At 58.0% G+C, this 22,004-nt stretch carries 23 protein-coding genes and 1 riboswitch; of the genes, 15 read left to right on the top strand and 8 right to left on the bottom strand.

What is annotated here, in order from left to right; all coding sequences use genetic code 11:
- Positions 1–32 precede the first annotated feature (32 nt).
- The 3 genes from AC2FFB_RS16340 to petA are packed head-to-tail and all read right to left on the bottom strand — an operon-like array spanning position 33 to position 2,763.
- A complete protein-coding gene (locus AC2FFB_RS16340) occupies positions 33–818 on the bottom strand; it encodes a cytochrome c1 (RefSeq protein ID WP_496875195.1) in 786 nt (261 codons plus the stop codon).
- Positions 819–835: 17 nt separating this feature from the next.
- Positions 836–2,167 (bottom strand): cytochrome b, encoded by a 1,332-nt coding sequence (petB, locus tag AC2FFB_RS16335; RefSeq protein WP_142640230.1) that lies wholly within the window; start codon positions 2,165–2,167, stop codon positions 836–838.
- Between the two features lie 11 nt (positions 2,168–2,178).
- Positions 2,179–2,763: a ubiquinol-cytochrome c reductase iron-sulfur subunit gene (gene petA, locus AC2FFB_RS16330; RefSeq protein WP_142640296.1), complete on the bottom strand. Its 585-nt coding sequence runs from the start codon at positions 2,761–2,763 to the stop codon at positions 2,179–2,181.
- 485 nt (positions 2,764–3,248) lie between these two features.
- On the opposite strand from petA, the gene AC2FFB_RS16325 reads away from it, so the two are divergent.
- The gene (locus AC2FFB_RS16325) at positions 3,249–3,692 is read left to right on the top strand and encodes a c-type cytochrome (protein WP_496875194.1); all 444 of its coding nucleotides are present in this window, start codon (positions 3,249–3,251) and stop codon (positions 3,690–3,692) included.
- A gap of 13 nt (positions 3,693–3,705) precedes the next feature.
- Here the strand turns inward: AC2FFB_RS16325 and AC2FFB_RS16320 are convergent, their stop codons facing one another.
- The gene (locus AC2FFB_RS16320) at positions 3,706–4,320 is read right to left on the bottom strand and encodes an FMN-binding negative transcriptional regulator (protein ID WP_496875193.1); all 615 of its coding nucleotides are present in this window, start codon (positions 4,318–4,320) and stop codon (positions 3,706–3,708) included.
- 54 nt (positions 4,321–4,374) lie between these two features.
- A riboswitch (FMN riboswitch) is annotated at positions 4,375–4,520 on the top strand.
- A 128-nt stretch (positions 4,521–4,648) separates the two neighbouring features.
- On the opposite strand from AC2FFB_RS16320, the gene AC2FFB_RS16315 reads away from it, so the two are divergent.
- From AC2FFB_RS16315 to cobO, 5 genes are all read left to right on the top strand, one after another.
- The gene (locus tag AC2FFB_RS16315; RefSeq protein WP_496690454.1) at positions 4,649–5,089 is read left to right on the top strand and encodes a 6,7-dimethyl-8-ribityllumazine synthase; all 441 of its coding nucleotides are present in this window, start codon (positions 4,649–4,651) and stop codon (positions 5,087–5,089) included.
- A gap of 94 nt (positions 5,090–5,183) precedes the next feature.
- Positions 5,184–6,284 carry a chorismate synthase gene (gene aroC / locus AC2FFB_RS16310; RefSeq protein ID WP_271951712.1) on the top strand — a complete coding sequence of 367 codons (1,101 nt, stop codon included), beginning with the start codon at positions 5,184–5,186 and terminating at the stop codon, positions 6,282–6,284.
- The gene (locus tag AC2FFB_RS16305) at positions 6,268–6,930 is read left to right on the top strand and encodes an HD domain-containing protein (protein ID WP_142640240.1); all 663 of its coding nucleotides are present in this window, start codon (positions 6,268–6,270) and stop codon (positions 6,928–6,930) included. Before aroC ends, AC2FFB_RS16305 begins: the two co-directional genes overlap by 17 nt.
- A 54-nt stretch (positions 6,931–6,984) precedes the next feature.
- Positions 6,985–7,920 (top strand): DMT family transporter, encoded by a 936-nt coding sequence (locus AC2FFB_RS16300; protein WP_496787160.1) that lies wholly within the window; start codon positions 6,985–6,987, stop codon positions 7,918–7,920.
- 56 nt (positions 7,921–7,976) lie between these two features.
- The gene (cobO, locus tag AC2FFB_RS16295) at positions 7,977–8,576 is read left to right on the top strand and encodes a cob(I)yrinic acid a,c-diamide adenosyltransferase (protein ID WP_496875192.1); all 600 of its coding nucleotides are present in this window, start codon (positions 7,977–7,979) and stop codon (positions 8,574–8,576) included.
- 475 nt (positions 8,577–9,051) lie between these two features.
- Here the strand turns inward: cobO and AC2FFB_RS16290 are convergent, their stop codons facing one another.
- Positions 9,052–9,918: a branched-chain amino acid aminotransferase gene (locus AC2FFB_RS16290; RefSeq protein WP_271951706.1), complete on the bottom strand. Its 867-nt coding sequence runs from the start codon at positions 9,916–9,918 to the stop codon at positions 9,052–9,054.
- 160 nt (positions 9,919–10,078) lie between these two features.
- Here AC2FFB_RS16290 and AC2FFB_RS16285 point away from each other — a divergent pair, with 160 nt between their 5' ends.
- The 6 genes from AC2FFB_RS16285 (at position 10,079) to dxs (ending at position 15,335) form a co-directional block, all read left to right on the top strand.
- Positions 10,079–10,591: a MarR family winged helix-turn-helix transcriptional regulator gene (locus tag AC2FFB_RS16285; RefSeq protein ID WP_142640252.1), complete on the top strand. Its 513-nt coding sequence runs from the start codon at positions 10,079–10,081 to the stop codon at positions 10,589–10,591.
- Positions 10,588–11,289 (top strand): response regulator, encoded by a 702-nt coding sequence (locus AC2FFB_RS16280; RefSeq protein WP_496694621.1) that lies wholly within the window; start codon positions 10,588–10,590, stop codon positions 11,287–11,289. The genes AC2FFB_RS16285 and AC2FFB_RS16280 overlap by 4 nt, the downstream gene beginning before the upstream one ends.
- 68 nt (positions 11,290–11,357) lie before the next feature.
- A complete protein-coding gene (locus tag AC2FFB_RS16275) occupies positions 11,358–12,284 on the top strand; it encodes a histone deacetylase family protein (RefSeq protein WP_496824580.1) in 927 nt (308 codons plus the stop codon).
- Positions 12,281–12,523: an exodeoxyribonuclease VII small subunit gene (locus AC2FFB_RS16270; protein WP_142640258.1), complete on the top strand. Its 243-nt coding sequence runs from the start codon at positions 12,281–12,283 to the stop codon at positions 12,521–12,523. Before AC2FFB_RS16275 ends, AC2FFB_RS16270 begins: the two co-directional genes overlap by 4 nt.
- Positions 12,524–13,390 carry a polyprenyl synthetase family protein gene (locus AC2FFB_RS16265; RefSeq protein ID WP_496824582.1) on the top strand — a complete coding sequence of 289 codons (867 nt, stop codon included), beginning with the start codon at positions 12,524–12,526 and terminating at the stop codon, positions 13,388–13,390.
- A gap of 16 nt (positions 13,391–13,406) precedes the next feature.
- Complete coding sequence (gene dxs / locus AC2FFB_RS16260; protein WP_496714193.1) at positions 13,407–15,335, top strand: 1-deoxy-D-xylulose-5-phosphate synthase; 1,929 nt, start codon at positions 13,407–13,409, stop codon at positions 15,333–15,335.
- Between the two features lie 223 nt (positions 15,336–15,558).
- On the opposite strand, the gene AC2FFB_RS16255 is transcribed toward dxs, so the two are convergent.
- Positions 15,559–16,755 carry a BCCT family transporter gene (locus AC2FFB_RS16255; RefSeq protein WP_142640264.1) on the bottom strand — a complete coding sequence of 399 codons (1,197 nt, stop codon included), beginning with the start codon at positions 16,753–16,755 and terminating at the stop codon, positions 15,559–15,561.
- A gap of 139 nt (positions 16,756–16,894) precedes the next feature.
- Here AC2FFB_RS16255 and AC2FFB_RS16250 point away from each other — a divergent pair, with 139 nt between their 5' ends.
- From AC2FFB_RS16250 to msrA, 3 genes are all read left to right on the top strand, one after another.
- Complete coding sequence (locus AC2FFB_RS16250; protein ID WP_496875191.1) at positions 16,895–17,773, top strand: DMT family transporter; 879 nt, start codon at positions 16,895–16,897, stop codon at positions 17,771–17,773.
- A gap of 93 nt (positions 17,774–17,866) precedes the next feature.
- Complete coding sequence (gene msrB, locus AC2FFB_RS16245; protein ID WP_142640268.1) at positions 17,867–18,316, top strand: peptide-methionine (R)-S-oxide reductase MsrB; 450 nt, start codon at positions 17,867–17,869, stop codon at positions 18,314–18,316.
- Positions 18,313–18,822, top strand: coding sequence for a peptide-methionine (S)-S-oxide reductase MsrA (gene msrA / locus AC2FFB_RS16240; protein ID WP_282022325.1), 510 nt, complete (start codon positions 18,313–18,315; stop codon positions 18,820–18,822). The genes msrB and msrA overlap by 4 nt, the downstream gene beginning before the upstream one ends.
- A gap of 21 nt (positions 18,823–18,843) precedes the next feature.
- On the opposite strand, the gene AC2FFB_RS16235 is transcribed toward msrA, so the two are convergent.
- Together AC2FFB_RS16235 and queG are read right to left on the bottom strand one after the other, a co-directional pair.
- A complete protein-coding gene (locus AC2FFB_RS16235; protein WP_496875190.1) occupies positions 18,844–20,847 on the bottom strand; it encodes a hydantoinase/oxoprolinase N-terminal domain-containing protein in 2,004 nt (667 codons plus the stop codon).
- A 72-nt stretch (positions 20,848–20,919) separates the two neighbouring features.
- Positions 20,920–21,957 carry a tRNA epoxyqueuosine(34) reductase QueG gene (gene queG, locus AC2FFB_RS16230; protein ID WP_281995945.1) on the bottom strand — a complete coding sequence of 346 codons (1,038 nt, stop codon included), beginning with the start codon at positions 21,955–21,957 and terminating at the stop codon, positions 20,920–20,922.
- Positions 21,958–22,004 lie beyond the last annotated feature (47 nt).

Here is a 22,004-nt window from a genome sequence, read left to right as displayed (position 1 = left end):
CGCGGGGGTTTCTAACTTTTCTGAAAAGGCGCTTAGTGTTTCTTCTTGCCTTTAACGCCTGCCCACAGACGCTTGTTGACCAGGTACAGCAGGACCGACAGAAGCGTCAGGAAGACAACACCGACAAAGCCCGAATACTTACGCTCCATCAACTTCGGTTCAGCCGTCCACATCAGGAAGGCTGCAACGTCTTCCGACATATGCTCGACGTCATTTGCGTGGCCATCGGCAAACTCGACCTGCTCATCCGACAGCGGGGGCGCCATCGAAATCCAACCACCGGGGAAGGCGGTGTTTTCGTACAGAATCGTTCCCGCTTCTTCCTTTTCGTGGCCGGTATAACCATCCAGCAACGAGGCGATGTATTCCGGGCCGCCCATGCCGTTGACCAGCTGGTTGATCCCCAGACCGTAAGGGCCGTGGAAACCTGCGCGCGCCTTGGCCATCAGGCTCAGGTCGGGTGCGCCAACGCCATCATTGGCGGGGAAATGGTCAACGGGTTTAGCCGGGCGGAAATCGTCCAGCTCGGGGTCGAACACTTCAAAGTTGCCCGCCGCATAAGCGGTGACTTCGTCTTCCGAATAGCCCAGCGCTTCGAGGTCACGCAGAGGCACATAGCGCAGGCCGTGGCAGGCCGCGCAAACATCGGTGTAAATCTGCAGGCCGCGCTGTAACTGGTGTTGATCCCAGGTTCCGAACGGACCTTCGAATGAGAATTGGAAGTCCTCGATATGCTGTTCGCCTCCGCCTGCCGCGTTAGACGCGACAGGAGCAAGTGCGATAGCAAACGCGGCACCGATTGCAAGTTTCTTGAACATGTTTCCGGTCCCTCTTCTTACTCGGCCGGCGTGGCATCGGCGTCAGCCTTGCCATAATGCGCGTTGAAGTCTTCTTCGATGGTTTCCGGCTGTGCATCGGGTTTTTCGATGACACCCAGCACCGGCAGGATCACGAAGAAATAGCCGAACCAGTAGGCCGATGCGATTAACGAGAAGGTCGCATAGGGCTCTTCTGCGGGCATCGCACCCAGCCACATCAGGGCAAAGAAGTCGACGATCAGCAGGTAGAACCACCATTTGAACATCGGCCGGTATTTACCCGAACGTACGGTTGACGTGTCCAGCCATGGCGCCAGAGCCATAGCCAGGATCGCACCAAACATCGCCAGAACACCAAAAAACTTGGCGTCAATGATGCCGCCGGTGATGAAGCTGGCGAATTGAACAACCCAGACCTCGCCGGTAAAGGCACGCAGGATCGCGTAGAACGGCAAGAAGTACCATTCGGGCACGATATGTGCCGGTGTTACCAGCGGGTTGGCTTCGATGTAGTTATCCGGGTGGCCCAGATAGTTCGGCATGAAACCAACGATTGCCCAGAACACAACAAGGATGACCGCCAGTGCGAACAGGTCCTTGATCACGAAGTAAGGCCAGAAGGGCAGCGTGTCTTTCTCAGCCTCGGCTTTCGAACCGCGGCGAACCTCAACACCTGTCGGGTTGTTGTTGCCGGTGGTGTGGAAAGCCCAGACATGCACGATGACAAGCGCCGCAATTACAAAGGGCAGCAGGTAGTGCAGCGAGAAGAAGCGGTTCAGCGTGGCGTTGTCCACAGCCGGTCCGCCCAGCAGCCAAGTCTGGATCGCGTCACCCACAAACGGGATCGCACCAAACAGGCCGGTGATCACGGTCGCACCCCAGAAGGACATCTGACCCCAGGGCAGAACATAGCCCATAAAGGCAGTGCCCATCATACAGAGATAGATCAGCATCCCAATGATCCACGTAACCTCGCGCGGGGCTTTGTACGAGCCATAGAACAGGCCGCGGAAGATGTGGATGTATACCGCGACAAAGAACAGCGATGCGCCGTTCATGTGCAGATACCGCAGCATATAGCCGCCATTCACGTTGCGCATGATGTGCTCGATGCTAGCAAAGGCCAGATCAACATGCGGAGTGTAGTGCATCACCAGAACGATACCGGTGACAATTTGCAGGACCAGGCAAAACGCCAGGACGATGCCCCAGATCCACCACCAGTTCAGGTTCTTGGGGGTTGGGATCATCAGGGTGTCATAGATCAGGCCGACGATGGGCAGGCGGCTGTTCAGCCACTTCTCGCCACTTGTCTTCGGCTCATAGTGATCGTGGGGAATTCCGGACATCTGGGTCTCCCTTAGCCGAGTTTGATGGTGCTGGCGTCCGTCCACTCAGCGGGCGGAACGGGCAGGTTTTCAGGTGCGGGACCTTTGCGGATACGTCCAGCCATATCGTAATGCGAGCCGTGGCAGGGGCAGAACCAGCCGCCAAAGTCACCAGCATCGCCCAGCGGGACACAACCGAGGTGAGTACAGACGCCCATCTGGACGATCCAGGCACCTGCGGCTTCGCCTTCCGGCGACGGCATCACGCGGTTTGCATCCGTGGCCGGTGCATCAGCATTCAGATTGAAGTTACGGGCCAGCGGGTCAGGCAGGGCATCCACGCCATCGGCGTCCTGCTTCTGCGCTTCGTCGATTTCGACACCGGTGCGGTGACGGATGAACACGGGTTTGCCCAACCATTTGACGGTCAGCTGGGTTCCGGGCTCGACACCGCTCACATCCACGCGGATCGAGGACAGCGCCTGAACGTCTGCCGAGGGGTTCATTTGGTTGATCAGGGGCCATACGGCTGCACCCGTCGCAACGACACCTGCGCCGCCTGCGACGTAGTAGAGGAAATCTCTGCGGGTGCCTTCGTGGTCTTCTGCGTGGGACACGAGGTTTTCTCCGATTCCGGCGCCCGGCAATACCGGGCAAACATGCATCAGCACCGCATCAAAGCGGCGTCTCATCGCGGCTATCTATCCGGGAGAAATCGGTTCGTCCAGCGGTCATAGGCGCGCACTACGCCGCATCTTGGCATTCATGTCACAACGAAAGGCGTTTTTTTCAAGGGATGGGCCGGATTACCCGTGAAAGTTTGCCCTGCCGCGCGGGTGGTTCAGGGAGTGATTCGGATGGCAACCAAGCAACGAAAACACCCTCACAACACAGAACCGGAGACTGTTGACCGGCGAAAATCTGCAAAATTCTGACCTGATTTTGCCACGCAAAAATCCACTTCGATTGAATCTACCTCGGCTAAAATAATGAGTTAAAAATAGATATTTTTCAACACACTAGACGAGTCTCAATTCGATTGCACATTTGGCTGGAATGTCCCAAGGGCCTGTAACAGGACCAACCTTAACGGGATTTTTCCATGCCAAAGTTTTTTACAGCCACTCTAACCTTCGCCCTGACCCTTTCATCGCAATCCATCGCCGCCGGCGATCCGGCAAAGGGAGAAAGTCTCTACAATCGGTGCTCTTCGTGCCATGCAATTATCAAAGATGGAAAAGTTCTGGTCAAAGGCGGCATCACCGGGCCGAATCTCTATGGGGTCGTAGGCCGGGTGGCCGGAACAGAAACCGATTACCTGAACGGAAGCGAACGCCTACCAATCGGGATGTACACCGATGACATGATCCGTGCAGGCCAGGAAGGGCTGGTCTGGACACAGGAAAACATCGTCGAATATTCGCAGGACCCGATTGTTTTCCTGAGGGATTATCTGGATGACGAAACCGCCCGTCCGAACATGAGCGTCAAACTGAAAAAAGGGGCTGAGGATGTCGCCGCTTATCTGGCGACCTTCAGCAACTGACCAGCCCGTCCGCTCACCTAGACCGCATGAGCGCGGCCAGGTGAGTGGTCTCGCTTCCGAACCCGTCTGCCGCCACATGATCTGCGGCGGCTAGACGGACATCGTCCGGCTTGTTCTGGTTCAGCTTCCAGGTGCCCTGAATGTCGTCTACCTGCAATTTGCAGGGCACAATCATGCGCATCATCTTGTCCAGAGCCTCCGCGCTCATCTTGCTGGCGCTCCAGGGTGGCTTGGGGTTCAACCGGCGCTCATAAAAATCCGACTGACGATCGAGTAAATCGCGCAACGCGTCCTGCGGAAGAAGCGAAAGCGTTCCGGTCAGGTGCACCGCCACATAGTTCCAAGTGGGCACCTGATCCTCAATCCCGTACCAGTCGGGCGAGATATATCCGTCAGGCCCCGATATAGCGATTCGAACTGTGCGCGGTTCGTTCAATGCCCGGACGATCGGATTGGACCGCACCAGATGCAGCGAGGCTTCTGCGCCATCTTCTGACAACAGAAACGGCACATGGCTAAGCAAAGGCCCCTGGTCCGCTGACAAAGCCAAAACACCAAATGCGCGCTCGCGCGCAAAAGCAATATGACGGTCACGATCCTCGGCGCGGAAGGCGGGATTGGGGTGCATGGCGGTCCTCCTGCAAAAGCTCTTGCAGAACAGCGCACCTATTGGCAAGGTGCGCCTCGTTCTCAGGGCGGGGCGGAATTCCCCACCGGCGGTATGCGGGCGATGACCCGTAAGCCCGCGAGCGGCCCCTTTTCGGGGTGTCAGCAGATCTGGTGAGAGGCCAGAGCCGACGGTTACAGTCCGGATGAAAGAGAACGTGCAGTGTGCCGGTAACCCCGCGCGCCTGCTCGTGATCGCCTTGGGTGACGTGTCATGTCGTGCTGGCAGCGAAAAGTGGGAACCGGTTTTCGCAACCGCCAGCAGACCACCAAACCGGAAGGAGATCTTGATGACACACACCCGCTATGCGTTTGTTAAGGCCAGCTGGCATGCCGATATTGTCGACCGTGCACTCGACGGGTTTCTGGAATTGATACCCGCCGATCAGGTGGACGTGTTCGACGTTCCAGGCGCGTTCGAAATGCCCCTGCTGGCCCGCGATCTTGCCCAGATTGGGCGCTATGCAGCTGTGACCTGCGCGGCCTTTGTGGTGGATGGCGGCATCTACCGGCATGATTTCGTGGCGCAAGCTGTGGTCGACGGGTTGATGCGCGCAGGTCTGGATACCGGTGTTCCGGTTCTGTCTGTTTCGCTGACGCCGCACCAGTATCAAGAGACGGACCACCACAATGCCATCTACCGCGCGCATTTCGTGGATAAGGGGCGCGAGGCGGCACAGGCGGCGTTGAAAATCACCGCCATGCGGACGCAGCTGTCCTCGGCGGCCTGACCGGAAAGGGTTGGGGTGCTGGGCCCCAACCGCAAATCCGCTTGAGGCTACGGGCCTTGCCCGCTAATCACGATGCTCAGAAGGAGCACGCCTTATGTCGATGAACAGCTTTGGCCATCTTTTCCGCGTCACCACTTGGGGTGAAAGCCACGGGCCCGCCTTGGGTGCCACTGTTGATGGCTGCCCGCCGGGGGTGACCATCGACGCAGAAGTGATCCAGCACTGGCTGGACAAGCGCAAACCAGGACAGAATAAATACACCACCCAGCGGCGCGAGCCCGATCAGGTGAAAATCCTGTCCGGCGTGTTCGAAGGGCAGACGACCGGAACTCCGGTCCAGCTGATGATCGAGAACACCGATCAGCGGTCAAAAGACTACGGCGATATCATGGAAAAGTTCCGCCCGGGCCATGCTGATATCACCTATTGGCAAAAATACGGTATCCGCGATTATCGTGGTGGTGGCCGCAGCTCGGCGCGCGAAACCGCCTCGCGCGTTGCCGCCGGGGGCTTGGCCCGCGAAGCCATCAAGCAGATCGCACCGAATGTGCAGATCACCGGGTACATGACCCAGATCGGCCCGCATAAAATCGACCGCACCAATTTCGACTGGTCGCAGATTGAACAGAACCCCTTCTGGACACCCGATGCGACAGCCGCCGAAGATTGGGCCGCCTATCTGGACGGATTACGCAAGTCCGGCAATTCAGTCGGGGCAGTGGTTGAGGTCGTCGCGCGTGGTGTCCCTGCCGGGATTGGTGCGCCAGTTTATGCCAAGTTAGACACTGATCTGGCCGCAGCGATGATGTCGATCAACGCAGTCAAAGGTGTTGAGATCGGCGAAGGCATGGCCGCCGCTGAACTGACCGGCGAGGCCAATGCCGATGAGATCTTCATGGGGCAGAATGGCCCGCAATACAGCTCGAACCACGCAGGCGGCATACTGGGCGGGATTTCGACCGGGCAGGATATAGTCGTACGCTTTGCGGTCAAACCGACCTCGTCGATTCTGACCACGCGCAAAACGATCACCAAATCCGGAGAAGAGACCGAGATCATCACCAAAGGCCGCCATGACCCTTGTGTCGGCATCCGTGCGGTTCCGGTTGGCGAAGCGATGATGGCTTGCGTAATCCTTGACCACCTGCTCTTGCACCGGGGTCAGATCGGCGAGAACCGTGGCCATATCGGCTGAGCTGCGCGCCCGGCTGCGCGGCATCGTCGCGCAGCGCATGAAAACAGATCCTGCCCATGATCTGGCGCATCTGGATCGCGTTTGGATCAATGTACAGGCCATCGCGGACACGCAAGCAGATATTCGGGTTCTGCTTGCGGCAAGCTATCTTCATGACCTGGTCAACTTGCCCAAAGATGACCCCGACCGCCACTTGGCTTCACGCCGGTCTGCTGCCGAGTCAGTGCCTATTCTGGAGGAATTGACGTTTTCACGACCCGAGATCGACGCCATCCAGCACGCCATTGCTGCACACAGTTTCTCGGCCGGGATACCGCCAGAAACACCCGAGGCCCGCATCCTACGCGATGCAGATCGGCTTGATGCACTGGGGGCCATCGGCATTGCGCGCAACTTCGCTGTTTCAGGTGATCTAGGTCGCGACCTGTATGATCCCGAGGATGCTTTTGCCACTGCCCGCGATCTGAATGATCAGCAATTCTCGATTGATCACTGGAAGGTCAAACTGTTGAGCCTGCCGGCAGACATGCTGACGCCCACCGGGCGCGAATTGGCACAGGCGCGTGTGGCACGGATGATCCGGTTTCTTGAGGCGTTCAGCGAAGAGATCGGCCAACCCCTGCCCGACACGTGGAAATCTGCCTGATTGGTACAATCCAATCGTTGATCTTTCGCAGTCAAAGGCTCAGGTTCTCGGCCAATGGCACAATCCCTGACTTCCCACCGACCCATGCTTGCCGTGGGCCTGAAACTGGCTGCGCTGGTTCTGTTCACCTCAATGTCGGCGCTGGTCAAAGCACTGTCCGAGGACTTCCCCCCCGGTGAACTGGTGTTCTTCCGGTCGCTCTTCGCCATTCCGGTCATCATCGTCTGGTTAATCTGGCGCGGAGAGCTGGCCAAAGGCTTTGTGGTCAAAAAGCCGATGGGTCATTTCTGGCGCGGCGTTCTGGGCACCAGCGCCATGGGTCTGACCTTTACGGGTCTCAGCCTGTTGCCACTCCCCGAGGTAACAGCGATAGGCTATGCCACGCCGATCTTCACCCTGATTCTAGCCGCGCTGATTCTGGGTGAGCGCATTCGCATGATCCGCATCGGCGCCGTCGCGCTGGGATTGCTGGGCGTGCTGATCATGGTCTGGCCCAGGCTTGGAACCACCCAGATGGAGATGGCAGCCACGATCGGCGCGCTTTGCGTGCTGGCGGCCACACTCGCCCGTGCCTTTGTTCAGATCCATATCCGGCAGCTGGTCAAGGTGGATCACCCGGCCGCGATCGTGTTCTATTTCTCGATGACCGCTACTCTGCTTTCAGCTCTGACCGCGTTTTGGGGTTGGACCATGCCGACGCTTAACCAGGCTCTAATTATGATCATAATGGGGTTGATCGGCGGTGTTGCACAGATTCTGGTCACCTCGTCCTATCGCTTTGGCCAAGCCTCAATGCTGGCGCCTTATGACTATACCACCATGCTGTTTGCCATATTCATCGGCTATATCTGGTTTGATGAGCTGCCGACGCTTGCGATATTGTTGGGTGCAGCGTTGGTGATTGCGGGCAATGTGGTCGTGATCTGGCGCGAACACCAGCTGGGACTGGAACGCGGCAAGGCCCGGTCCCTGACCGATCACAAAGCGTGACTTTACCTTTTTCAATCTTGCCCTAGTTTGGGCCCAACAATCACAGAGGTGCCCGAATGAGCGAAGCGCAGGATCACAAAGAAAAGATGCAGCAGGTGCAGGCCAAGCACCGCAAAAAAGTGTCCGAGGCCGTCGACCCGGGCCGTGGTCTGGTGCTGATCAATACCGGCAAGGGCAAAGGCAAATCCACGGCCGCGTTTGGTGTCGTGATCCGAGCGCTGGGATGGGGTCAGAAAGTTGCCGTCGTACAGTTCATCAAGGGCAAGTGGAAAACCGGTGAGCGACGGTTCTTTGAAGAGCGCGACTTGGTCACCTGGCACACGATGGGCGAAGGCTTTACCTGGGACACTCAGGACCGCGAACGCGATATCGCTGCTGCCAACGCCGCTTTTGACAAGGCGCGGGCACTGATGGAAAGCGGTGAGTATGATCTGGTCGTTCTGGACGAGATCAATATTGCCCTGCGCTATGAATATCTGACTGTCGATCAGGTGATCGACGGGCTCAAGGCGCGGTCCGACAAGACCAGCGTGTTCTTGACTGGTCGCGATGCACCACAGGCGCTGCGCGACTATGCCGATCTGGTTACCGAAATGACCGAGGAAAAGCACCCGTTTCAAGCCGGGATCAAAGCCCAGCGCGGCGTCGATTTCTAGGATTAGAGTCAGTTTTACAGAGCGGGTAGGCCGGGTTGAGGGAATGCTAGCGCAAGGTCTGATGACCGGGCTATGCGGTCATTGGCAAAACTTTGAAAGCCAGCTTGAATTCCAGACGTAAACTCGACATGGAACCGAAACTAAATGACTTATGAAGAATGTTTGCGGTCCATATATTTCGACTGGGAAAGCTGGTTAATTGCCCTTGTGGCATTGGCTATCTCGCTCACTATCTGGAAAAACACTAAGAAGGGCTTGGCCGTCGTGTCTGCCTGTTTCGGTTTGCTGCTAGCCTCTTCATGGGCTTATCTGTACTACGAAATGAATTGCGTGGAACTCATCCGACCATAGGAAGTTTGGGCTCAATTCGGTCATTGTAAGGTAGTTTACGCACTCACACATCTAACCGTACCTGTTGACGGTTGCCCAAAAGCAAAAAAACCCCGCCAAGGCGGGGTTTCAACTTGGTTGCAGGTTATGCCCGCACCAGTTTTTCGTAATCGGCGGCAATCTCGCGGGTCAGGTCACCGACCTCAAACGTATAGTCGCCGATCTGGCCCACAGGCGTGACCTCGGCCGCAGTACCGGTCAGCCAGCATTGTTCAAAATCGGCCATCTCTTCAGGTTTGATGCGGCGCTCATGCACCGTGATGCCTTTGTCTTTTAGCATCTGGATCACTGTCTGGCGGGTGATCCCGTTCAAAAAGCAATCGGCCAGCGGGGTATGAACTTCGCCGTCCTTCACAAAGAAGACGTTCGCCCCGGTCGCCTCGGCAACATAACCACGCCAGTCCATGAACAGCGCATCCGAGCAGCCCTTGGCCTCGGCCTTATGCTTGGAAATGGTGCATATCATGTAAAGCCCAGCCGCCTTGGCATGGACCGGGATGGTCTCAGGGCTGGGCCGTTTCCATTCCGCGATATCCAGCTTGGCGCCCTGCATCTTGGCGTCGCCGTAATAGGCACCCCAGGGCCAGACCGCTACGGCCATGCGGACCGGGTTCTTGGCCGAAGCCACACCCATATCCTCGCCCGAACCACGCCAGACCAGCGCACGGACATAGGCGTCCTGCAAGCCACTTGCCTTCAGCGCGTCTTCCTTTGCCGCTTCGATCTGGTCGATCGTATAGGGCATCGGCATGTCCAGCGCCTCGGCCGAGGCGACCAGCCGTTCAGAATGCTCCCGACTTTTGAAAATTTTGCCGTTATAGGCCCGCTCGCCCTCAAAGACCGAAGACGCATAGTGCATCGCATGGCTCAGAATGTGGACATTCGCCTCGCGCCAGGGCACAAGTTCTCCATCCATCCAGATGACACCGTCACGATCATCATACCCCGCCATGCGAAACCTCCCTGCCTGGGTTGAATATTCCGATTATTGCGCAGTATAGGTCCGAAGTGGACATAAAGTTGCGCAAAAACTGCGATTCGATACCTGTCCGCTCTTGGAATGTCAACAACGCTGACATAAACTCGGACCTGTGTAACGAATGAGGCAGAATATGTCAGATACCCGCCCCGCCCAGGCCTTTGGCGGAGAAAGCCTGTTGTTTCTTACGGATGAACAGCTGCGGCAGGGGATCGAGGCGATGTTTTTTGCCTATCGCGGGTTCACGGCGGACCCGGATCGCATTCTGACACAGCTGGCCTATGGGCGGGCACACCACCGTGCTATCCACTTTATAAATCGCGCACCGGGGACGACCGTCAATAACCTGCTTGCTATTCTTGGGGTGACGAAACAGTCTCTGAACCGGGTCCTTCGGACATTGATTGACGATGGGTTGGTCGAAAGCAGGGTCGGTACAGTGGACAAGCGCGAACGGCACCTGTTTCTGACCGAAGCCGGGAGGGCGCTTGAAACCAGGCTGTCCGAGGCCCAGCGCGTACGGATGCGCGCGGCCTATAAGGACGCAGGCCCAGAAGCGGTGTCTGGGTTTCGCAAAGTGCTTGAAGCAATGATGGATGCTGATATGCGTCATGCCTATACCAAATTGCGGGATACGACCTCATGAGTGATATGGATGCCCATCTGTTGATCGTTGACGATGACGAGCGTATTCGCGATCTGCTCAAGAAATTCCTGATGCGAAACGGGTTTCTGGTGACCGCGGCGCGGGATGCGGCCCATGCACGTCGGGTGCTGTCGGGGCTGGATTTCGACATGATCGTTCTGGATGTGATGATGCCCGGCGAAGATGGTGTCAGCCTGACCAGAGCCCTGCGCGAGACCCACACCACCCCGATCCTGTTGCTGACGGCGCGGGGCGAAACCGAACACCGTATCGCCGGGCTTGAGGCGGGGGCCGATGATTATCTGGCCAAACCGTTCGAGCCCAAAGAGCTTTTGTTGCGGATCAATGCGATCCTGCGCCGGATGCCGGAAACCCCGGCACAGGATGCCGCATCCAAGATTCTGCATCTCGGCCCGATCCGCTATGATGTTGAGCGCGGTGAGATGTGGCGGGGAGAAGAAACGGTCCGCCTAACCGCAACGGAAAGCCAGCTGATGAAGATTTTCTCGGCCCAACCCGGCGCCCCTATCAGTCGCGCCAAGCTGGTCGAGGATCTGGGCCGTGACAAGGGTCAGGCGCAGGAGCGTGCCGTGGATGTGCAGATCACACGGCTGAGACGCAAGATCGAGCAAGACCCGAAACAACCCCGGTACCTGCAAACCGTGCGCGGGGCCGGGTACATGCTGGCTCCGGATTGATTGAACCGCTGCGTGGCGGTTCTTTGCCTTCGGCGAAGGTATTTTGACCAGATGAACAGGGGATTGTGATGAAAACTGCCCTTTTGACCCATGCGGATTGCCTTGGGCACGTGACACCCGAGGGGCATCCGGAACAAGTCGCGCGACTGGAACATATCCTTCATGCGCTGGATAGGCTGGACCTGGATCGTGTGACCGCGCCGCTTGCAGCCGATGATGACCTGCTGCGTATTCACCCCGAAAGCCATATTCGCGACATCCGCAAAAGTCGCCCGACAGAGGGATTCCGGCAGGTGGACGGCGATACATTCATGTCGCCGGGATCTGTAGATGCGGCCTATAGGGCTGCAGGAGCTGTGGTAAAAGCCGTGGATTTAGTGCTGGGCGGAGAAGCCCCAAATGCGTTCTGTGCCATTCGCCCTCCCGGCCATCATGCCGAGAATGAAACCGCCATGGGGTTCTGCCTGTTCGGCAACGCCGCATTGGGGGTGAAACACGCGTTGGATCATCACGGTCTGCGCCGCGTCGCTGTGGTGGATTTCGATGTGCATCACGGCAATGGCACGCAGGATTTGCTGTGGGATGAGCCGCGCGCGTTAGTGATCACCAGCCAACAGATGCCCTTGTGGCCGGGATCAGGCCGCGCCGACGAGACCGGCGCCTTTGAAAACGTCCTGAATATTCCACTGTCCCCCGGAACCGGCGGCGCCGAGATGCGCGCCGCCTATGAAACATTGGCTTTCCCGCGACTGCGCGCCTTCAAACCCGAGCTGATCATAATCTCTGCCGGGTTTGACGCCCATCAGGATGATCCGCTGGCCAATCTGAACTGGGCCACCGAAGATTTCGCCTGGATCACTGCCGAATTGTGCAAGATTGCCGATGAGCAATGCGCGGGACGTATCGTCTCGACTTTGGAGGGCGGGTATGATCTGAAAGCGCTGGCCGAGGCCACCCGTGCCCATGTGGAAGAGTTGATGAAGGCAGCCCGATGACAGATACACCCGTTGACCAGATGACATTCGAACAGGCGATGAAAGAGCTTGAGGCCGTTGTCGGCCAGCTGGAGCGTGGAGATGTGGCGCTGGACCAGTCCATCGCCTTGTATGAACGGGGTGCAGCGCTGAAGAAACGCTGCGAGGATGAACTGAAGCGGGCCGAGGAAAAAGTGGCCGCGATCACCTTGGACGCCGATGGTCAACCGACCGGGACGACGGTTGTCGAAGGCCAGTAAATGTTTCGCGAAAGACTGGTGCAGGATGCGACGCTGATTCAGGGTCATTTTGATCTGGTTCTGGGCGCGCTGGACGATCTGGATGTGACACAGGCGATGGCCTATGCCACGCAAGGCGGCAAAGGTCTGCGCGGGTTTTTGGTGCTGGAAAGCGCGCGGCTGCATGATGTGGATACAGCGCGGGCGATCTGGCCTGCCACGGGGATCGAGGCGTTGCACGCCTATTCTCTGGTGCATGATGACCTGCCCTGCATGGATGACGACGATTTGCGTCGCGGGCGCCCGACAGTTCATGTGAAATGGGATGAGGGCATCGCGGTTCTGGCAGGCGACGCGTTGCAGACGCTGGCATTCGAACTTTGCACCCGTCCCGAAATTGGCCCCGCCGAAATTCGCGCGGAATTGGCCTTGTCTCTGGCGCAGGCAAGCGGAGCGCAGGGCATGGTGCTGGGCCAGGCGCTGGATATCGCGGCGGAATCGGCAGACTCTCCGCTGACGCTGGAAGAAATCACCCATTTGCAGGCAGGAAAAACCGGAGCGCTGATCGAGTGGTCTGCATGCGCCGGCGCGCGTCTGGCCCAAGCTGATCTTGCGCCCTTGCGCCAATATGCCCAATCCCTTGGTCTTGCTTTTCAAATCGCAGATGACATCTTGGATATAGAGGGTAACGCCGAAATTGCGGGCAAGCGCCTTCAGAAGGATGCCGAGGCGGGAAAGGCCACGTTTGTGTCTCTGCTGGGCCTCGACGCCGCCAGAACCCGTGCCGCGGAGCTGGTGGAACAGGCCTGCGCCGCGTTGGAAGGCTATGGCGCGTCGGCTGAAACCTTGAAGGACGCCGCCCGCTTCGTTATTGCCCGGGACAGCTAAGCCAGGAACGCGCCATATGTCTGACCGCCCGAACACTCCTCTGCTGGATCTTGTGAACCGCCCGGCCGACCTGCGGCAGTTTTCGGACGCGCAGCTGCATCAGGTGGCGCAGGAATTACGGGCCGAGACGATCTCGGCCGTGTCGGTCACCGGCGGGCATCTGGGTGCGGGTCTGGGCGTGGTGGAACTGACCACCGCGCTGCATGCGGTATTCGATACGCCGCGTGACAAAATCATCTGGGATGTCGGGCACCAGTGCTATCCGCATAAAATCCTGACCGGGCGGCGCGACCGGATCCGTACCCTGCGCCAACCCGGTGGGTTGAGCGGGTTCACCAAGCGCAGCGAAAGCCCCTATGACCCGTTTGGCGCGGCGCATTCCAGCACCTCGATCAGTGCGGCCCTTGGCTTTGCCGTGGCGCGAGATCTGGGTGGCGTGACGCCCGAAGGTCTGGGCGATGCGATTGCGGTAATCGGCGATGGCTCGATGTCGGCGGGTATGGCGTTTGAGGCGATGAACAATGCGGGCCACCTGAAAAAGCGCCTGATCGTTATCCTCAACGACAATGAAATGAGCATCGCACCGCCGGTTGGCGCCCTGTCCAGTTATCTGTCGCGCATTTATGCCGAAGAACCGTTCCACGATCTGAAGGCCGCCGCCAAGGGCGCGGTGTCCTTGTTGCCGGAACCGTTCCGCGAAGGCGCCAAACGCGCCAAGGAAATGCTCAAGGGCATGGCCGTAGGGGGTACTTTATTCGAAGAACTGGGCTTTTCCTATCTCGGCCCGATTGACGGACACGACATGGATCAGCTGTTGCCGGTGCTGCGCACGGTCAAGACGCGGGCCACCGGCCCGATCCTGATCCATGTGCTGACAAAAAAGGGCAAGGGCTATGCCCCCGCCGAGCAGGCCCGCGACAAGGGTCACGCGACCGCGAAATTCGATGTTGTGACGGGTGAGCAAAAGAAGGCGCCGTCTAACGCACCGTCCTATACTTCGGTTTTTGGCAAGACGCTGGTGGAAGAAGCCGCGCGGGACGACAAGATCGTCGCCGTCACCGCCGCCATGCCCGATGGAACCGGGTTGAACCTGTTTGCCGAACGCTACCCGTCACGTTGTTTCGATGTAGCGATTGCGGAACAGCATGGTGTGACGTTCTCGGCGGCTTTGGCTGCGGGCGGGATGAAGCCGTTCTGCACCATGTATTCGACCTTCCTGCAGCGCGGCTATGATCAGGTCGTGCATGATGTGGCCATTCAGCGCCTGCCCGTGCGATTTGCCATCGACCGCGCTGGTCTGGTGGGCGCTGATGGGGCGACCCATGCCGGATCGTTTGACATTGCCTATCTGGCCAACCTGCCGGGCATGGTCGTGATGGCCGCCGCAGATGAGGCCGAGCTGATGCATATGGTGGCCACCGCCGTCGCCCACGACGAAGGCCCGATCGCCTTCCGCTATCCCCGCGGTGAAGGCGTGGGCGTGGACCTGCCCGAGCGTGGTGAAGTGCTTAAAATCGGCAAAGGCCGGATAATTCAGAAGGGCGCGCGTGTGGCATTGCTGTCTTTCGGTACGCGCTTGGCCGAAGTACAAAAAGCCGCCGAGGCCCTATCCGCACGCGGCATAACCCCCACCATCGCCGATGCACGTTTCGCCAAACCGCTGGACCGCGACCTGATCCTGAATCTGGCCTCCGATCATGAGGCGCTGATCACCATCGAAGAGGGTGCGATTGGCGGTTTCGGCAGCCATGTGGCGCAGCTACTGGCCGATGAGGGTGTGTTTGATCAGGGCCTTAAATACCGCTCGATGGTGTTTCCGGATATCTTCATTGATCAGGCAAACCCGGCGGATATGTATGCGGTTGCCGGTATGAATGCCGAACAGATCGAGGCCAAGGTCCTGTCTGTTCTGGGTGTGGCCACGATTGGTGAAAAACGCGCCTGAGGGAACATTGAGGTTATCAACTCCAAGGAAGATGGAACCTCAAGAGAGCTCTCCAGTGAATGACGATTGAACTAAGCCAACATAAGTAAAAGATATTGCAAGTTTGTGATTTCACACGTGTCGCTTTGTTTGGCCTTTTTGACCCTTTCCGCATTGCTTACACAGTCGCGGCCAAAAAAATACGGGCACCAAGGCGCCCGTATTAGCTTTTTCTCGATGTTGATCAGTGAACCGTCTCGACCTTGTGGAAATCCAGATCACGGTCTTCGGGCATCCCAGTTATGCTCAGCACCTCTTTGCGTTTGGTGATCAGGATATAAACCACACAGGCCAGATAGAGGCCGACAACAACTGCGCCGATCCACTGGATCTGCAACCACTGGCTTTGGAACAGCAAGGTCAGGACGAACAGCAGCACAACATTGCCCGCCACATAGATCGCTTTACCAAAGCGGGCGACTGTCATGTTCAGGTTGTCCGTATAGAGCCTGATCAACGAATCCAGTGAGTTGATCACGAAGGTCACGCCCACAATCACCATCGCAATGTTGGTGATGCCTGCGGTGCTGATGCCGTTCAGGTGGTAATAGTAGAGAACGGTGAACCAGATCGCCAAAGGTATCGACGGAAAGATCAGCAGAGCAGCCAGTAGCTGCCAGGTCTTCAGCCCACCTACAAAGCGAGATGTGAACTGGCCGATCATGATCGACCAGGCAAACCACCAGAACAGGTAGAAGGCGTGATAATCTGTCAGCGGCAGGACAAACTTGTGCAGGTTGGTGAAATAGGCACCAACATTGCTTCCGGTTTCCACAAAGCCATTCACGCCCATGCCCGCAGCAACCCACATGCCCAGGATCAGTGCCAGGAACAAAAAGGTCGAGCCCACCGACAGGATACGCACGTATTTCAGGTCGGTCGAAGAATAGGCCGCTGCCAGAATGACGACAAACACGATGACATAGAAGGTGGTGACCACTGACTCGCCGTCTCCGACCTCGGGCAGGTAGCCAGGCAGGTAGATCAGGAACAGGCTGGCGGTGAAAGCGCAGGTGCCGATGATGACCACATTGTTGATCAGCTTGACCAGCGGGATTTCAAAGAACTTCACGCGCGGCTCGATGACACAGAAATAGAACGCGGTCAGAAAGTAGAACGCCCAGATCAGAAAGCCCCAGAACCCGAATTCGATCGCCAGTGGGTTGGCAAACGCATAGGCGGGGTCTTCGGCATAGCCGCCGAATTCGGTCAGCGGAAACATGATCAGGCCGACATCCAACCCGGATGTGAACAGAATCGCGATGAAGGTGAACAGATGAACCGGCGTTACGCCGACGATCCGCAGATTCCACCACTTCACCACAAAGAAGGCAACAAGGCCCAACGCCAGCAAGACGCCAAATGATAGTATGTACTCCAATAGCACCGACAATCCTCCCATTAATGTCAGTTCATGACGCTGTTATAGTTTATTGGCTGATCAATCAATAAAAACAGCACTGCTTGCGGCGCGCGCTTATTCGGTCAACAGTGCGCGAAAATCTGAACAGGGGGTCGCGATGGATTTTCGCGCAATGGCCATGGGGCTGACATTTGCGTTTATCTGGTCTTCGGCCTTCACCTCGGCCCGGATCATCGTGGCGGACGCATCGCCGTTGTTTTCCCTGGCTCTGCGGTTTCTGATCTCGGGTTTGATTGGCGTCGTGATTGCACGGGCGATGGGTCAAAGCTGGCGGCTGACGCGGTCACAATGCTATGCCACCATCTTGTTCGGGATTTGTCAAAATGCCCTTTATTTGGGCCTAAACTTCTATGCGATGCAAACAATCGAGGCCTCTGTTGCCGCCATCATCGCCTCGACCATGCCATTGCTGGTTGCCTTGGCCAGTTGGCTGTTTATGGGCGACAGATTACGGCCAGTTGGAATTGTCGGCCTGTGTGCCGGGTTCGCCGGTGTTGCTCTGATCATGAGCAGTCGGATCGGCGACGGCGTTGATCTGTTCGGCGTCATGCTTTGTGGCATTGGAGCGCTTGCGCTGACATTTGCCACGCTCGCAGTGCGTGGGGCGACATCGGGCGGGAATTTCATGATGGTGGTTGGCTTACAGATGCTGGTCGGATCGGCCATTCTGTTTGTTGCAGCACCGGTATTCGAAACGATTCATTTCCACTTGACGGTGCCGCTGGTCCTGGCCTTCACCTATACAACTCTGTTTCCCGGCCTTCTGGCCACGTTCATCTGGTTCCTGCTGCTGGATCGGATCGGCGCAACCCGGGCGGCCACGTTTCACTTTCTCAACCCGGTCTTTGGTGTCACCATCGCCGCGATCTTGTTGGGCGAAAAACTGGGGCCGCTGGATGCGGTCGGGGTTCTTATCACAACACTGGGCATTCTGGCGGTGCAACTGTCTCGCCAACCCGGCAGAAAACCAGCCTGACCTTGCACAACTGCGCGAGCCCGGCAGAACACCCTTTGCTTTCCGCCAATAATCCCCATCTATTATGCGAACCACCAGAAGTCCGGAGGAGCAATGACCCGTTACACCAAATCCCCTGAGGCCGTCGCCGCATTGTCGCCCGAGGAATACCACGTCACGCAAAACAGCGGCACCGAACGGCCCGGAACTGGCAAACTGCTGAATAACAAAGAACCCGGCATCTACGTGGATATCGTCTCGGGTGAGCCTTTGTTCGCCTCGGCGCACAAGTACGAATCCGGCTGCGGCTGGCCCAGTTTCACCAAACCAATCGTGCATGAGCATGTTGAAGAACTGCGCGATGCCTCGCTGGGTATGATCCGGACCGAAGTTCGCTCGAAACATGGCGATAGCCATTTGGGGCATGTATTTCCCGACGGCCCCCGCGAACATGGCGGGCTGCGATACTGTATCAACTCAGCCTCATTACGGTTCGTCCATCGCGATCAGATGGAAGCCGAAGGCTATGGCGAATTCCTGATTCATGTGGAGGAGATCGAATGACCGAACATCGCGCCGTTCTTGCCGGGGGCTGCTTTTGGGGCATGCAGGATCTGATCCGCAAACGCCCGGGCGTTTTCCGCACTCGCGTCGGATATACTGGTGGAGACGTGCCCAACGCCACTTATCGCAACCACGGCACCCATGCCGAGGGGATCGAGATTTTTTACGATCCTACCGTGACCACCTATCGCGATCTGCTTGAGTTTTTCTTTCAGATCCATGACCCGACTACGGTGAATCGGCAAGGGAACGACATGGGGATGAGCTATCGCTCGGCCATTTATTATGTCGATGACGCCCAGAAACAGGTCGCCCTGGACACCATTGCCGATGTGAATGCCAGTGGCATCTGGCCCGGCAAAGTCGTGACCGAACTGGAACCCGTTGGCGATTTCTGGGAGGCCGAGTCCGAGCATCAGGATTATCTTGAACGCATCCCGAACGGCTATACCTGCCATTTCCCGCGCCCGGATTGGGTTCTGCCCAAACGCGACGCGGCCGAGTAAGGATTAGCCCCGGATCAGGGGCTAGTCCGACGCTACCCGCGGCCGTCCACTGGCCTCGACGGTGATCATTGCCTCAACAAAGACCTCCTGCGCTTCGATACGGGCGGTGCGGATATCCCGGTCGACGATCACTCGGATATCCTCGGCACCGGCTCCGCGCACTTCTCCTTCCGCCTCAGCCCTCAGGATGGATTCCAGCAGCGCCATCGCCTCGTCAGAATCGCTAAAGTCCTGAGGCCCGTCTTCAAGATGCACCCTGTACCGCCCTTCGGATGGCGCGGTGACGGTCCCGGCCCGGCGCAGTGTCAGCCTGCCAACCACAGCTCCAATCGCATTGGCCACGCCCGTGTGTTCCGGCAGAATCATGCGGCATCGCAATCTTTCCCCGACTGCGGGGTAATAGCTGGGGGCCGACGCCCCAAGACCAATCACATCCACATTCAGTGCCGCGTCCAGCGCCACCAAACCGCGATGCCCGGCCAGACCTTTCCGCGTCAAAACATGCCGGGCCAGATCGGGTGCCGGAACGCCGAACTCCTCGGCTTCTTCTGAGAAAGCGGTCTCTAACAAGGTCAAAGAGGTTTGTTCGGTCAGCTGATCAACGATCATCTGCGCCAACAGATCCGGTGTTGCAGCCAGCATATCGCCGGTGCCAATCCGTTTTCGCGCCACCAGTTCCAGCGCTTTGCGTGCAGCCTCTGCGTCCCAGGCATCCAAACGGCCCAGAACATGGCTGGCATCCGAAGGTGTCACGCCGGATACCTGAACGATTCCACGATCCACCAAACGAGTAAGTGCGCCTGTTTCCATCCGCGTTTTAATCAAATCGGACAGCGGCAGGACCTTCTGCCCCAAACGATCCACTAGGGCGGTTTCCCTTGCCCCCAGACCTTCGGCATGAACACCCGGTACCAGACGTGCGAACCGGGTGTCATGTTCACCCACGGTTGGGGCCCGCAACTGCGCATCCAAGGCCGTGTGAACCTCGTCGGGCGCTTCTGACGCGATCAGAGATACGGGCAAAACACGGCGCGGTCCCAGGAAGATGCCCCCGCCCAGCCCTTCGGTTACAACATGTACCTGACTGTCCCCGCCCAACCCGTGGGTCCGCATTGCGACGGCCTCCACCATGGTGCGAAAGCCGCCAACCCTGGCACCTTCGGGATCAATGGCGGGCTTGCCATCCCGGATCAAGGCGACATCGGTCGTGGTACCACCGATATCTGATACCAGCGCGTTCTCGGCTCCCGTTAGCCAGCGCGCCCCGACGATCGAGGCCGCAGGGCCGCTCAAAATCGTTTCAATCGGTCGATCCCGCGCCTGTTCGGCGCTCATCAACGCTCCGTCGCCTCGAACCACCATCATTGGCGCTGAAATACCTAGCGTCACAAGCTGATCCTGTGCCCGTCCGATCAACCGGTCGATCATGCCAATCAACCGCGCATTCAGCACCGCTGTCACCGCACGTTTTGGGCCATTCAACTTGGCCGACAGATGGTGCGAACATGTCACCGGCGCACCCGTCCGATCAGTAATAATGCGGGCGACCTCAAGTTCATGCGCCGGGTTTCTGGTGGCGAACTGACCGGCCACAGCGAAACCTGAAACCCCTGAATTAGAGTCTAAAAAGGCTTCAATCGCCTGAACATCCAATGGCCTGGCCTCTGTTCCAGCATGCGTGTGACCGCCCGCCACAACCAAAGCAGGATCCCCTTTCAAAGCATCCCGCAGACCATGCTTTTCCAGATCTCCTTCCCTGAACCCGATATAGACAAGGGCAACCCGGCCACCCTGCCCTTCGACCAGCGCATTCGTGGCCAATGTCGTTGACAGCGACGCCATTGAGATCTGCTCCGGTGACACCTGAGCCTGCGTCAGAACCGCAGAAATCGCCTTGCCAACGCCAATCGCCAGATCAGCTCGTGTTGTCAGAGATTTGGCTGAAGCAATCACCTCAGTCTCATCCCGGACCAGCACCGCATCCGTATAGGTTCCGCCTGTATCAACCCCCAAAGCCAGCGCCATCGGGTTCTCCTTCCTGTTCGCTGTGATTGGGTTTAGCGGTTTGCACCGACACGTCCAGCCTGTTTGCGGCACCTAGGAGAGTTGTTTGACCGCCCAGCGCGCGGCATCTGCCACGGCTGAATCCGGATCCTCTGTCAAATCCTGTGCAATCGGTATCAACCCCTGCAGGCCTGAGTTGCCAATGGCGTACAGCACATTTCGCACAAACCGGTCCCGTCCAATCCGCTTAATTGGAGAGCCCGAGAATTTCGTTCGAAATTCCGGATCGTCCAGGCCAGCCAATTCTGCCAGCCGAGGAGCCTTCAGATCCTCACGCGCTGCATAGCGCATGTCACTGGCCGTGACTGCGAATTTGTTCCAGGGGCAGGCGGCAAGGCAATCATCGCAACCATAGATCCGATTGCCGAGTTTCGCGCGCAGGTCTTCATCAACCGGACCCTTGTGTTCGATTGTCAGGTAAGAAATGCAGCGCCGCGCGTCCAACTGATAAGGCGCCGGGAATGCGTCTGTCGGACAGGCGGCCAAACAGGCCCGGCAGGATCCACAGTGATCCACCTCTGCTTGATCCGAAGGTAGGTCCAGAGTTGTAAAAACAGACCCTATAAAGGCCCAATTTCCCCAATCGCGACTTACAAGATTGGTGTGCTTACCCTGCCATCCCAACCCCGCAGCATGACCCAAGGCCTTTTCCGGAACCGGGGCGGTATCGACAAAGACCTTCACCTCGCCACCAGCCTCGGCTATCAACCAGCGGGCTAACCTTTTGAGCCGCTTCTTGACCAGGTCGTGATAGTCCTTGTTCTGCGCATAGACTGAGATCGCCCCCTTCTCGGGGTGGTCCAGAATCTCGGTTGGATCATGTTCGGGCGCATAGCTTTCTGCCAACATGATCACCGATTTCGCCTCGGGCCAGAGCGCTGCCGGATCGCCTCGCCAATGGGTCCGCTCGGCCATCCATCCCATTTGCCCGTGATATTCGGCCTGCAGGAACGCCTCCAGCCGGGCGGGCACTTCGGGGACATCCCACGGGCGACAAATGCGACAAGACACAAAGCCCTCGCTCAGCGCCTGTGCCGCCAGCCTATCCTTTAAACCCGATCCGCTCTTCATCTGGCCCTAAATACCTTCGGGGGGAATCGCGCCCCAAGGCGCGATGG

The organism is Ruegeria sp. YTSA219 (assembly GCF_059609985.1).
Note: the sequence above shows the minus strand (reverse complement) of the source record. Positions and strands in the feature narration are given on the sequence as shown.